This window comes from Acinetobacter sp. CIP 101966 (assembly GCF_000369725.1).
Taxonomy (GTDB): domain Bacteria; phylum Pseudomonadota; class Gammaproteobacteria; order Pseudomonadales; family Moraxellaceae; genus Acinetobacter; species Acinetobacter lwoffii_Q.
This window is the reverse complement of the sequence record NZ_KB850159.1, coordinates 134,243-148,012: the sequence shown is the minus strand read 5'-3', so window position 1 is coordinate 148,012 and position 13,770 is coordinate 134,243. Positions and strand designations below refer to the sequence as shown.

Annotated in this window: 13 protein-coding genes; 8 read left to right on the top strand and 5 right to left on the bottom strand. The window is 43.8% G+C overall.

What is annotated here, in order from left to right; all coding sequences use genetic code 11:
• Positions 1–3: 3 nt before the first annotated feature.
• From F891_RS03515 to F891_RS03480, 8 genes are all read left to right on the top strand, one after another.
• A complete protein-coding gene (locus F891_RS03515; RefSeq protein WP_005246814.1) occupies positions 4–1,536 on the top strand; it encodes a pyridoxal phosphate-dependent decarboxylase family protein in 1,533 nt (510 codons plus the stop codon).
• 435 nt (positions 1,537–1,971) lie between these two features.
• Positions 1,972–3,003, top strand: coding sequence for a substrate-binding domain-containing protein (locus F891_RS03510; protein WP_004279710.1), 1,032 nt, complete (start codon positions 1,972–1,974; stop codon positions 3,001–3,003).
• A 104-nt stretch (positions 3,004–3,107) separates the two neighbouring features.
• A complete protein-coding gene (gene pstC, locus F891_RS03505) occupies positions 3,108–4,487 on the top strand; it encodes a phosphate ABC transporter permease subunit PstC (RefSeq protein ID WP_005107378.1) in 1,380 nt (459 codons plus the stop codon).
• Positions 4,487–5,878 (top strand): phosphate ABC transporter permease PstA, encoded by a 1,392-nt coding sequence (gene pstA / locus F891_RS03500; RefSeq protein ID WP_004646526.1) that lies wholly within the window; start codon positions 4,487–4,489, stop codon positions 5,876–5,878. Before pstC ends, pstA begins: the two co-directional genes overlap by 1 nt.
• Positions 5,879–5,891: 13 nt before the next feature.
• Positions 5,892–6,806 carry a phosphate ABC transporter ATP-binding protein PstB gene (gene pstB / locus F891_RS03495; protein WP_005262140.1) on the top strand — a complete coding sequence of 305 codons (915 nt, stop codon included), beginning with the start codon at positions 5,892–5,894 and terminating at the stop codon, positions 6,804–6,806.
• Positions 6,807–6,957: 151 nt separating this feature from the next.
• On the top strand, positions 6,958–7,920 hold the full coding sequence (gene sohB, locus F891_RS03490; RefSeq protein WP_004646527.1) for a protease SohB: 963 nt from the start codon (positions 6,958–6,960) through the stop codon (positions 7,918–7,920).
• Between the two features lie 109 nt (positions 7,921–8,029).
• Complete coding sequence (locus F891_RS03485) at positions 8,030–8,461, top strand: hypothetical protein (protein WP_004279718.1); 432 nt, start codon at positions 8,030–8,032, stop codon at positions 8,459–8,461.
• A 57-nt stretch (positions 8,462–8,518) separates the two neighbouring features.
• On the top strand, positions 8,519–8,758 hold the full coding sequence (locus F891_RS03480; protein ID WP_004646529.1) for a hypothetical protein: 240 nt from the start codon (positions 8,519–8,521) through the stop codon (positions 8,756–8,758).
• Between the two features lie 73 nt (positions 8,759–8,831).
• Here the strand turns inward: F891_RS03480 and F891_RS03475 are convergent, their stop codons facing one another.
• From F891_RS03475 to F891_RS03455, 5 genes are all read right to left on the bottom strand, one after another.
• Entirely contained in the window at positions 8,832–9,473 is a 642-nt protein-coding gene (locus F891_RS03475) for a DUF2238 domain-containing protein (protein WP_004646530.1), read from the bottom strand.
• 89 nt (positions 9,474–9,562) lie between these two features.
• Positions 9,563–10,951: an adenylosuccinate lyase gene (gene purB / locus F891_RS03470; RefSeq protein ID WP_004646531.1), complete on the bottom strand. Its 1,389-nt coding sequence runs from the start codon at positions 10,949–10,951 to the stop codon at positions 9,563–9,565.
• A gap of 54 nt (positions 10,952–11,005) precedes the next feature.
• Positions 11,006–11,737 carry a high frequency lysogenization protein HflD gene (hflD, locus tag F891_RS03465; protein ID WP_005107369.1) on the bottom strand — a complete coding sequence of 244 codons (732 nt, stop codon included), beginning with the start codon at positions 11,735–11,737 and terminating at the stop codon, positions 11,006–11,008.
• Between the two features lie 7 nt (positions 11,738–11,744).
• Positions 11,745–12,884: a tRNA 2-thiouridine(34) synthase MnmA gene (mnmA, locus tag F891_RS03460; RefSeq protein ID WP_004646533.1), complete on the bottom strand. Its 1,140-nt coding sequence runs from the start codon at positions 12,882–12,884 to the stop codon at positions 11,745–11,747.
• A gap of 4 nt (positions 12,885–12,888) precedes the next feature.
• Positions 12,889–13,374, bottom strand: coding sequence for an NUDIX hydrolase (locus tag F891_RS03455; protein WP_004646534.1), 486 nt, complete (start codon positions 13,372–13,374; stop codon positions 12,889–12,891).
• Between the last annotated feature and the right edge of the window lie 396 nt (positions 13,375–13,770).

Below are 13,770 nucleotides of genomic sequence, written 5' to 3'. Positions count from 1 at the left end.
TTCATGGTAGATTTCGCAGAACATCGTAAAGCGTTACTCTGCAATGATGCTGCATCCATTGCTGACTATCAGGCTGGCATGGACCAAGCGACCAAAGCGGTTGCGGCATGGTTGCAAAACGACAAAATGTACACGGGCGGCAGTATTAAAGAGCTGCGCAGTGCAATTGCATTTCATCCTTCAAAAGAAGGTTTGGGTGTAGAAAAATCTCTTGAGCGTATGGTTGAGCTATTCCTTAACAAGAGCTTAAAAGTGCATCATCCGCATTCACTTGCGCATCTTCACTGTCCAACGATGGTGACTAGCCAGATCGCGGAAGTGCTGATTAATGCAACCAACCAGTCAATGGACTCATGGGATCAAAGCCCGGCCGGTTCGTTGATGGAAGTTCAGCTGATTGACTGGTTACGTCAAAAAGTCGGCTATGGTGCGGGTCAGGCCGGTGTGTTCACTTCTGGTGGTACGCAGTCTAACTTGATGGGCGTATTGCTTGCGCGTGATGCTTGCATCGCGAAAAACTGGAAAGACGAAAATGGTAATCCGTGGTCGGTTCAGCGCGATGGTATTCCTGCGGATGCGATGCGTAATGTCAAAGTCATCTGTTCTGAAAATGCACATTTCTCTGTGCAAAAGAACATGGCGATGATGGGCATGGGCTTCCAGTCAGTGGTCACTGTTCCTGTGAATGAAAATGCACAGATGGACGTAGATGCACTGGAAAAAACCATGGCGCATCTTCAGTCTGAAGGCAAGATCGTGGCATGTGTGGTGGCAACAGCGGGTACAACGGATGCTGGTGCGATTGATCCATTGAAAGCAATTCGTGAAATCACCAATAAATATGGCGCGTGGATGCACATCGATGCGGCATGGGGTGGTGCACTGATTCTATCCAATGACTATCGTTCTATGCTGGACGGGATTGAGCTGTCGGATTCGATCACGCTTGATTTCCATAAGCATTATTTCCAAACCATTTCTTGTGGCGCGTTCCTGCTGAAAGATGAAGCGAATTACCGTTTCATGCATTATGAAGCAGAGTATCTGAACTCCGCTTATGATGAAGAGCATGGCGTTCCTAACCTGGTATCGAAGTCACTACAAACGACGCGTCGTTTTGATGCATTGAAATTGTGGATGACAGTTGAAGCACTGGGCGAAGAGCTTTATGGTTCGATGATCGATCATGGCGTGAAATTAACCCGTGATGTGGCAGACTACATTAAAGCGACTGATGGTCTGGAGCTTCTGCTTGAGCCTCAATTCGCGTCTGTCTTGTTCCGTGTGGTTCCAGCGGGCTATCCGGTTGAATTACTCGATACGCTCAATCAAAACGTAGCAGACGAACTGTTTGCGCGTGGTGAAGCGAACATTGGTGTGACGAAAGTCGGTCAGGTTCAGTCTCTGAAAATGACTACTTTAAGCCCGGTTGCAACGCTTGATAACGTGAAGAACTTGCTGGCATTAGTGCTTGCAGAAGCGGATCGTATCAAAGATTCAATCGCTGACGGTACTTATACGCCACCCATTGCATAAGTGATGGTGGTGTGAAAAAAAGGAGATCGAAATGATCTCCTTTTTTGTGCGCTTAAAAATAAAAAAAGGTCCTTTCCCAGATCGAAATTCCTCACAAAAACACGGAAGGTCTGAATCCCGTTTGGCCTGTTATTTATTTGTCATAGGCTTATGTAAAACTGGGGAGCAGGATTTATCCTGAGTTCAGGTTTATAAAAATTGTTACATGTCATTGGTCTAAAATTTTTTATTGAAGTGAATGACATAAAGAACTTAATCATTGAAATCCATAAAAATTTAATCAAGAAAAAGCCGCTAGATTAAAAATCACTAAATCGTAATAAAGCTGTAACTTATCTGTCATATTCTAAAATCAAAATGCAGGTATCGAAAGAAGTACAAAACTGAATAAAAAGTGGTGTACTCCAAATTTGCATAAATGAGAGAGATACTAGAATGCGCTTTACAAATATAGCTTTAGCATTAGCAGTAACCGGGGCAACTGCTGTAACGACTGCACACGCAGCACGTGACACCATTCAAATTGCAGGTTCTTCAACTGTACTTCCATATGCCAGTATCGTGGCAGAAGAATTCGGTAATACTTTTCCACAGTTTAAAACACCAGTTGTCGGTTCTGGCGGTTCTTCAGGTGGTTTAAAGCAGTTCTGTAATGGCGTGGGTGATAACACGATTGATATCGCAAACTCTTCTCGTCAAATCAAGAGTACAGAGCTGGCAGAATGTAAAAAGAATGGCGTTAACCAAGTCCTAGAAATCAAAATTGGTTATGACGGTATTGTGTTTGCATCGAATGCAAACAAAGCGGCTTATAAACTGCGTCCACAACATGTCTTCGCTGCACTTGCTGCACAACTTCCATCAAATGGAAAAATGGTCGCTAACCCGTACACGCGTTGGAACCAAATTGACAAAGCACTTCCGAATGAACCTATCACCCTGGTAATTCCTGCGTCGAATCATGGTACGCGCGAAGTCTTCCAGGAGAAAATGGTGGATGCAGGTTGTGAAACGTATGCTGCAATTAAGTCTCTAGACAAAGATGCTAAGAAAAAAGCTTGTACAACATTCCGTAAAGATGGCCGTGTGGTTGAGATTGCCGGTGACTATACCGAAACATTGGCACGTTTAAAAACTTCTCCAAGTGCGGTAGGTGTGTTTGGCCTAGGTTTCTATGACCAGAACCGTGACCGTCTACGTGTTGCTACGGTGAACAATGTAGCGCCTTCTGAAAAGACCATCTTGAATGGTGCTTATCCGGTATCACGCCCATTGTTCTTCTACGTAAAAGGCGAGCACTTGAAATCGATCAAAGGCTTACCGCAGTTCACAGAATACTTCCTGAACAAGAAAGTATCTGGCAAAGGCTCTAAGCTGGAAAAAGCAGGTCTGATTTCAATGTCTGATAAAGAACGTGCGGCAGTCCTGGCAAATTTCAAGGCTGGTAAAGCGGTTGTAGTGAAGTAATAAATGATTTTGAAAACGCTGGTGGTAGGGTCAACCTACCATCGGCTTTTTGCGATAAACAAGTTTTTTCAAACCATGAAAATTGGAAAAACAGTGGAGAATACATGAATCTGCTACTTATAGGTGTGTTATTGGCCATCATGGCCATAGCCTATCAAATCGGATTAAGTAAAAGCCGTAGCTTAGCAGGTAAGGGAAGCAATTCTGCAAACTTACACTCGCGTCCCGGATATTATGGTGCCCTGGTTGCACTATGGTGTGGTATCCCTGCGTTTTTAATTTTGATTGTTTGGAATATGGTGGAACCCACTTTTCTGGAACAGGTGGTACTCAACCATTTGCCAGAAAATGTTTCGGCTAGTCTGGATCCGGCAAGTTTGAGCGTTGTGATTGATCGCGTTCAGGCACTTGCCTCAGGTTTCGGGGTTAGTGATACACCGGCAGCCTATGAAGTTGCAGCCGCGGAGCAGTTGGCTAAATTCTCGACCATTGGTACCTTTGCCAAATTGGCAGTCGTGATTTCGGCTGCACTGGCCGGTCTGGTCTGGGCCAAGAAACATATTAGCCAGGAATTCCGTGCGCGTAACCAAGTCGAAAAAATGATTAATATCGGCCTGGCATTGTGTTCTGGTGTGGCGATTCTGACCACCCTCGGGATTGTGATGTCGATGTTTGGCGAGGCGATGCGCTTCTTCAGCTTCGTCAGCCCACTGGATTTCTTCTTTGGTACCCAATGGAACCCGGGGTTTAGCACCTCTGGCAGTGCTGAAGGCAGTTATGGTTTATTGCCACTGTTATGGGGCACGCTCATGGTCAGCGGGATCGCACTCTTAGTTGCAGTTCCGGTTGGCCTGATGATTGCGATCTATCTGGCAGAATACGCTTCACCGCGGTTCCGCTCTTGGGCAAAACCCACGATTGAAGTGCTGGCGGGTATTCCTACGATTGTCTATGGTGTTTTTGCCTTGATGATCATCGGTCCATTCCTTAAAAGTATGGGTGCTCTGGTCGGACTCGAAATTAATGCCACCAGCGCGCTGACCGCCGGTCTGGTCATGGGCATCATGATTATTCCGTTCGTATCTTCTCTGTCAGATGACATCATTACTCAGGTGCCGCGTGCCTTACGTGATGGTTCTTTGGGATTGGGTGCGACTAAATCTGAAACGATCCGTCAGGTGGTTTTACCGGCAGCCTTGCCGGGTATTATCGGTGCATTCCTCTTGGCTGCGTCGCGTGCAATTGGTGAAACCATGATCGTGGTTCTTGCAGCCGGGAACAGCCCGCAGTTGCATGCCAATCCGCTTGAAGCCGTATCTACGGTCACGATTACCATCGTGAATCAGTTAACTGGCGATACTGATTTTGCTAGTCCGCAAGCATTGGTGGCTTTTGCACTAGGATTGACGCTATTCGTCATTACCTTAGGTTTGAACATTGTTGCACTGATCATCGTGCGTAAATATCGTGAGCAATACGACTAATGAGTACTTCAAATACAACGCCTGTGGATCAGCGTATTGATCCATCCATCGCCGCCGAGCTGCGTAAAAAGCGTAAGAAGACCATTCAAAGCTCTTTGGCACGACGTCATCGTAAAGAAAAAACCTTCCGTTTATTTGGTTTCTCTGCGGTACTGGCAGGTCTGTTCTTTGTGGTATTGCTGTTCGGGAGTATTTTATCCAAAGGTTTGCCTGCATTCTGGCAAAGCAGCATGAGTTTGCCGATTCATTTCGATCCAGCCATTGTGGATATTGGTCCAAAACCGAAGCCAGCAGCAGGAGAATCTCCAGCACAGTTTGAAGATCGCTTTATCGCGTGGCAGACCGAAGTCGGAATGGTGGATTGGGATGCCCTGATTATCAATGGCATGATCGCCAAAGACAGCAAGCTGGAAAGCCAGCGTGATGAACTGGGTTCTTTATATACCAGTTCTGAGGCGTACCGCTTGCGAGACATGGTCATGAATGATCCGAGTCTGGTCGGTCAAAGCAAGGAAGTGAAAATTCTGGCTGATGCCAATGTCGATGTCTGGCTGGCAGGAAATATTGACCGTGATCTTCCAGATGAACAGCAGCAGCTCAGTCCTGAAGTACGTCAGGTGGCGGACGAGATGAAAGCCTCTGGTGTGATTGAAAATAGTTTCAATACCAATATTTTCACCAGTCCTGACTCGCGCAGCTCACCAGCAACTTCTGGCTTGGCAGGTGCCTTCATGGGCTCGCTGTTCATGATGATGATTGTGATCTTTATCTCGATTCCAATCGGGGTGGCCTCTGCGATCTATCTGGAAGAGTTTGCACCGAAAAACTGGATTACCGATGTGGTCGAAGTCAATATCAACAACCTGGCAGCCGTTCCCTCAATTGTCTTCGGTCTATTGGGTGCAGCGATCTTCATTGGCTGGATGCATTTGCCACTGTCAGCACCATTGGTGGGTGGTCTGGTGCTGAGTCTGATGACCTTACCGACTGTGATCATCACCACACGCGCATCACTTAAAGCGGTTCCACCTTCGATTCGTCAGGCAGCTTTAGGACTCGGTGCTTCCCGCATCCAGACAGTATTTCATCACGTCTTGCCTTTGGCTTTACCGGGTATTTTGACAGGCGCAATTATCGGGGTTGCACAAGCTTTAGGTGAAACCGCACCATTGTTATTAATCGGGATGAGTGCTTTTGTTGCCAGCGTTCCAGCCACACCATTTGATCAGTCAACGGCTTTACCTGTACAGATTTTCTTATGGCAAGGCAATGAGTTGCGTAACTTCTTTGAAGGGCGTACCGCAGCAGCAATTATTGTACTTCTGGCCATGATGATCAGCTTGAACAGTCTGGCCATCTGGTTACGTAAGAAATTTGAAGTCCGTTGGTAATAGGGGCAGAATCATGAACACAACTGTTATTCAAAATTCCTTAAAAAAGGATCAAATCGTGAATCCACAACAGACACAATTCACCTCGGATGAGGCGACTCAAAAGCCGGCAACTCCGTTTGTTTCCCAGTTCGATACGCAAAGCAGCAGCAAAAAAGATGCGAAGTCGACGAATGTGAAACTTAGTACTTCTAATGTGCATGTGTACTATGGTGAAGCGGAAGCGATTAAAGGCATTGACCTGAACATTTATGAAAATGAAGTGATTGCTTTTATTGGGCCATCAGGCTGTGGTAAATCAACCTTTTTGCGTACCTTAAACCGCATGAACGATACCATTGATAGCTGCCGTGTAACCGGTAAAGTGATGTTGGATAACCAAGATATTTATGATCCAAATCTTGATGTGGTCTTGCTACGTGCACAGGTTGGTATGGTGTTCCAGAAGCCGAACCCATTTCCAAAATCAATCTTCGATAATGTCTCCTATGGCCCAAAACTGCATGGTTTGGCGCGTGACAAGTACGATCTTGAAGAAATTGTCGAAGGCAGCTTGCGCAAAGCCGGTCTGTGGGAAGAAGTGAAAGATCGTTTGAACCAGCCGGGAACAGGTTTGTCAGGTGGTCAGCAGCAACGTCTGTGTATCGCGCGTACGATTGCAGTCAGTCCAGAAGTCATTTTGATGGATGAACCGTGTTCGGCACTTGATCCCATTGCAACCGCCAAAGTGGAAGAGCTGATTTCTGAGCTATCTACGCAATATACCATCGCGATCGTAACGCACTCTATGCAACAGGCAGCACGTGTATCGGATCGTACTGCGTATTTCCATTTGGGGGATCTGATTGAAGTCAACTCGACCGAAAAAGTCTTTACCCAGCCAGATCATCAGTTGACTGAAGCCTATATTACCGGGCGTTTCGGTTAATCCCATATCTAGAATAAGAGCCGCAAGGCTCTTTTTTTATAGGTGAAATAGATGGTGATAATCGTAATAATTCTCGAAATAAAGTTGAAAAAAACCGAAATTGACCTAATCTAAAGGAATAAATCCGAATTAAATAGAGAATAGATTTTTTATGTTATTTCATACTCCGAAACTGTCCGCTGAAATCCGTATTAGTCATCTCAATGCGCGTATCAATGAACAACGAAAAAAAATAGCGCAAACTACTGGCTCTAAACTGGAACTTTTACAGTTATCACAACAACTGTCAAAAGAAGCGCGTGCGCGTAAGAAAACCAATCAAAAAATCTATGTACTCGATTTTAAAGGCGATATGGCGGCTTCTGCGGTAGAAGGCTTGCGTGAAGAAATTACCTTGATTCTGGCCACAGCCAAAGCCGGTCGTGACCGTGTGGTAGTGCGTCTGGAAAGTCCGGGCGGCATGGTTCATGGTTATGGACTTGCAGCAGCTCAACTGGTACGTTTACGCGAGGCAGGTTTTCATCTGACCATCTGTGTCGATAAAGTGGCGGCCAGTGGCGGTTATATGATGGCGTGTATCGCCAATGAAATTATTTCTGCACCATTCGCGATTGTCGGTTCAATTGGTGTGGTTGCTCAAGTCCCCAACTTTAACCGCCTGCTGAAAGACAATAAAATCGACTTTGAACTCTATACCGCAGGACAGTACAAACGTACCGTGACTATGTTTGGTGAAAATACCGAAGAGGGTAAGGCCAAGTTTGAAGAAGAATTACAGCAAACACATGCTTTATTCAAACATTTCGTTGAAAAGTATCGCCCACAGCTGAATATTGAAAAAGTGGCCACTGGTGAGCATTGGTATGGTCGGGATGCGCTAGATCTAAATCTGGTGGATAAACTGCAAACCTCAGATGAATACCTGCTCAACTTGTTGCCCCAACATGATATCTATTCCATCCAGACCCGCAAGAAACCAACTTTGGGTGAAAAGCTGGGCCTGCAAGCAGCGCAAATTGCTGATTCACTGGTACCCACTGTCATGAATAAAGTCATGGAAAGCTTAAGCAAAGCCAATGCAAACTTGGTACAAATGCGTGATCCAAAACTTTAATTCAGTTGATCTTGAATGAATTTTAAAGCTCACTTCGGTGAGCTTTTTTATTTTTTGAAATCATATTGTTATGATATAAGTGGAGTACTCTGATTGAGTCTAGGCTCATATGCTCACGTTTATTTTGTTGCTTGGTTTTTTTAGTATCGTATTTATTCCGATGTTATGTATGCTTTATTCTGAAGCAAAATTAACTCAGGATAATTCTAAGAAGGTTTTGTTTTGGCTGAGTTTTCTACCCGGCGTTTGTATCTTTCTGCTGTATAGCTTTCTAAAGCCCAATGATCCACCTGTTATTCCATCGAAGGAATGTGGTGTTGTGCAGTTTTATCAGATGCATAAAGTTCGAGGTGGTAATGAATTTGAACGTGTGAGTATTCGCTTTGATGGCGCTCAATATAGTCGGCATTTATTTTTCGATAAGCATCTGGATAAAATTCCTCAAGGCCAAAAGGCCTGTTTTGAATATCTAGATAAGTTCAAATATCCACATTTGTCAGAATCTAAGTTTGTTCAATGGATTGAACCGAATGAAATGTAAACCATCATTGAAACTAATCAGATAATATAAAGCATATTTCATTGTTAGAGCAGAAACATGGCTATAGCTGAAGCATTTCTTGCGACGCAAAATTGTTATTTTAATTATGAATTTGAAGAACTTTATTTAGAGGATGATTTTCCTGAGGAGTTATCTGTGTCACTGCGTGGCATGATGTTCCGTCATGAGATTCAATATCCTGATGCAACCTATTTCATTTATTACAGTGAGATGTTGACGGGGAATGAACTGCAAAAAATGAAAGATGATTGGATGCGATATTGCCCACATTCATAATTGAAAAATATGAATGTAATTAAATGCGTGATCCAAAACTTTAATTCAGCTATTAGATTGTGATTTTAAAAGCTCACTTCGATGAGCTTTTTTGATTTTTCGGTATCAATTGCAGCCCGCCTGTTATCGCCGCGCCAATCGTAGCAAGCAAGATGTCTTTGTGTGCATCCCACATATCACCTTGTTGTCCATTATAGTTTTCCGCTTCCTCAGGAGATAAACCAATGGCAATCAGCCATTCCAGCCATTCATAGAGCATGCTGCTGGCCACCACAAACTGAATCACCAGTAGGAAAATGACCACGGGTTTTTGCTGCGGCAACCAGACCTGAAACAGGCGATGGAAAACTGGATAAAGTAATAATCCGTAGGCCAGATGGACAAATCGGTCGAACATATTGCGTGACCAGTGCATGGCTTCATTCAGATTAAAGCCAAAAATCTGTTCGATCCACTGGTTATAGGGCACATAAGAATACAGATAGTGCGCAGCAATCACATGAACAATCAGAAAAAGAATATATAAATTAAAATTTAAAAAATTCAGCCCGATTTTATACAGGCAGATGAGCAGCATGATGATCATGAAAACTGTGCCTGCTTGATGCAAGAGATAAGCTTCCAGTTCTAAAGGACGAATACTGGCAAGCAAACTCGCCAGAATTAAAATGCCCAGGCTCGCGTAATGTTTGGCAGAAAGTCGATGTTCAATCATGTCGTTATTATGAAATATCTTTTTTAAAATAAAATACATTATAAATAAAAAGGCGAAGCCTGAGCTTCGCCTTTTCGTCTTATTGCAAATTAGATTTTTGCAATCAGCTCAGCTACCTGTTTAGCTTGATCAGCAGCATTACCTGTATATGATGCAGGTGTCATTTCCGCTAAACGCGCACGGTCAGCAGCAGGAACAGCTTCTAACTCGTTACCGTTTACGAAATCTACCATCATGTCGCGAGTCATGGCTTGACCACGAGTCAGGGCTTTTAGTTTTTCGTATGGTTTTTCAACGTTGTAACGACGCATTACAGTTTGAATTGGTTCAGCCAATACTTCTTGGGCATTATCCAAATCTTCATTGATACGCGCAGCATTCAATTCCAGTTTACCAATACCTTTAGAGCAAGCTTCAAAAGCAATTAAGCTTTGCGCAAAACCAACACCCATGTTACGAAGCACCGTAGAGTCAGTCAGGTCACGCTGCCAGCGAGAAATAGGCAGTTTTTCGCCAAGGTGTGCAAGTACAGCATTGGCAATACCCAAGTTACCTTCAGAGTTTTCAAAGTCAATTGGGTTAACTTTGTGTGGCATGGTTGAAGAACCAACTTCGCCTTCTTTTAGTTTTTGCTTGAAGAAACCAAGAGAGATATAGCCCCAAATGTCACGGTTAAAATCGATCAGAATAGTGTTGAAACGACGTAGCGCATCAAACAGTTCAGCCATATAGTCATGTGGCTCGATTTGAGTGGTGTACGGGTTGAAGTCTAGACCCAAAGACTCTACAAATGCTTGTGAGTGCGCAGGCCAGTTGATGTCTGGGTAAGCAGAGTAGTGCGCATTGTAGTTACCTACTGCACCATTGATTTTGCCCAGTAGCTCAACATTTTTGAACTGTTTGATTTGGCGTGCGAGGCGGTAAGCCACGTTCGCCATTTCTTTACCCAAAGTTGTCGGGCTTGCAGTTTGACCATGAGTACGAGACAACATTGGCTGGTCTGCATGCTTTTCAGAAAGCGCAACGATTGAATCGATGATTTGCTGCATAGATGCAACCAGTACATCACGACCGCTTTTCAGCATCAAGGCATGTGACAGGTTGTTAATATCTTCAGACGTACATGCAAAGTGAATGAATTCACCGGCATTTTTAAGTTCTTCGATACCAGCGATTTTTTCTTTCAGGAAATACTCAACCGCTTTAACGTCGTGGTTAGTGGTGCGTTCGATCTCTTTGATGCGATTGGCATCATCTTCAGAAAAATCGCTCACAATCGCATCAAGCGCTGCATTAGTTTCGCCTGAAAACGCCGGTACTTCAGTAATTTCCGGGTGGTTTGCAAGCGCTTGTAACCAACGCACTTCAACAGTCACACGAGCATGGATTAAACCAAACTCAGAAAGAAAAGGACGTAGAGCATCACATTTGCTCGCGTAACGTCCATCTAATGGAGAAAGTGCAGTTAAAGCGTTCATATCGATTCCTTAGATTTTGGAATTAAACGTAAAACGAAACACGTGCAGCATCAGTTAAACCACCTGAAACTGTAAACGCGCTAGATTCTGAATATCTTGTAGCAACTTGCGCTTGCCAAATACCATGCCCCAAGAGCTGCCACCGAGCTGACGCCACAAGTGCGCCATTTGCAAACCGGTAAATAAGGACGCACGAATACGGTTGGTGTGTCCGGCATCTTTAAAGGCTTCAGCATTACCACGTACCATAATGCGCGGATTAATCTGTCCGGCCGTATCGACATAGGTTTGAGCGAGATTGGCAATGATGCTGGGGTGCAGGTAATTATTATCAAAGAAAGAAAGCTGTCTGAGAATTTTCTGTTGGGACTGTTCAATAATTTCAACAAATTTGGGATTGCTATAGACCTTCTTTTCTAACTGAAGAAGTGCCATTGCATAGCTCATGGGAAGTTTGGTGCTGGAAAGTTTTGGAATTCTGGATTTTGGAGAAGTATTGAAGGGTTGAATAATGCTGCTTTCTAATGTTTTTAAACCTAAGGAAATATCAGCCAGTTGATTAAAAAAGTCTAGGGTCTGGGCATTTTGATTACTGCCGGGACGGATATTAAGACTGGCTCTAATCAACTGTTCAAAATAAAAGTTACCACTTTCACCAATGCTTTGCTGACCTGTCAATGCTGTCATATGGGTCAGCTGGGTGGCCTGAAACACACCCGCTAATGCCAAAGCACGATTTTGACGAGTATTCAACGTTGTGGCTGGTTGAAATGGTAACTCCGTCATGCCGAATTCATCCTTTTATAAAATCAGGTTTAGGTGCATTGGTATGATGAATCACACCACCCCCTAAACAAACTTCACCTGAATAGAACACCACGCTTTGACCCGGGGTCACTGCACGTTGAGGTTCATCAAACTCAACACGAACACCATTCGGTGATTCTGAATCTTGATACACAGTACATGCTTGATCAGTCTGACGGTAACGGGTTTTGGCCGTACAGCGGAAGCCTGTTTCAGGAATATCCTGCTCACCTGCGACCCAGTCAATCGCTTCACTCCAAAGTGTAGTACTTTGCATGAGTGGGTGTTCATGGCCTTGACCGACCACCAGACGATTGCCTTCGATATCTTTATGCAATACGAACCAGGCACCTTCAGCAACGCCCTTCATACCGCCAATACCAATACCACCGCGTTGACCGAGCGTATAGTACATTAAGCCGTGATGATCACCAACCTCTTTACCGTCTTCCAGCACGATTTTTCCGGGTTGAGCGGGTAAATATTGCTTCAAGAAGTCATTAAAACGACGTTCACCAATGAAACAGATCCCGGTCGAGTCTTTTTTCTTGGCAGTAACCAGATCTAATTCTTCTGCAATTTTACGGACTTGTGGCTTTTCAATTTCACCAACAGGGAACAGGGTCTTATTAATTTCACGACCATGGACAGCATGCAGGAAATAAGTCTGGTCTTTGTTATTGTCCACACCACGCAATAAAGGTGCATATTCTTCACCACGTGAGTTGGTCATGGTTTCACCACGACGGCAGTAATGGCCTGTGGCAATAAAGTCTGCACCCAAGTTAATCGCGTGATCTAAGAAGGCACGGAATTTAATTTCTTTATTACATAAAATGTCTGGGTTTGGCGTACGGCCAGCCGCATATTCCGCCAGGAAATGCTCGAATACGCGATCCCAATATTCCATGGCAAAGTTTGCGGTATGCAGTTTAATCCCGATTTTGTCGCAAACGGCTTGTGCATCGGCAAGGTCATCCATCGCCGTGCAATATTCTGTGCCGTCATCTTCTTCCCAGTTTTTCATGAAAAGACCTTCAACCTGATAACCTTGTTGAAGTAAAAGGGCAGCAGAAACAGATGAATCTACACCACCTGACATACCGACGATGACACGTTGTTGCATAGGATTAGGCATCCAAATTTGAAATTAAGGGAGAATTTTGGTGCTCGTAAATGAGCGATAAAGGATATTTTTGACCTGAAAGCGCATCTTGCACGGCTTTAATCACCAATGGACTACGCGCGCGAGCAGATTCAATCAGTTCATCAAGCGTCATCCAGACTGCGCCGATAATATCTGTATCTAAAGTGGCATTTGGGTCATAGTCAATGGATTTGGCCAAGAAACAGAAACGGTAATAAGTACGATCCGGGAACATCGGTGGAGTATAGGTATATATACCTAATAAGTGTTTTACTTCCACCCTATGACCTGTTTCTTCCATGGTTTCACGAATTGCGGCTTCAATAATGGTTTCACCGCATTCAACATGACCTGCTGGCTGATTAAATACCGTGTGTGTCACACCTTCTGTATGTTCTTCTACAAACAGGAATTTTCCGTCTTTTTCAACGACAGTTGCGACAGTGACATGAGCAGTCCAAGCGGTCATAAAGCAGCACCATGGAAAAGGATGCACTATTGTATAAAATTTTAGGGTGTGTGGCTATGATGAAATTTTCCGAAAACTATAGTTTTAAACTTTCCTTCAAATTCATTGTTATGATTATATAGAAAGTCAATTTGACTTTCAGGAATTGGATGTTGGCATATTTCTAGACATGAGTAATATTTGATTGTATTCAGGGAAAGTTCACGTCTTTTTTGTCTAATTTCAACTTTATTTTCATCATAATGTGAAATAAGTGTTTCGAAGTTTTTTACGGGTACTTCTTGTATTTGTAAATATAAGTTACCCCAATCTCAACTTTTTAAGTGATTGAAATAAAAAGGACATAACCCTATTTTAGTTTCCACCAAGAAATTAAAGCAAAGTTATGTCCATTGA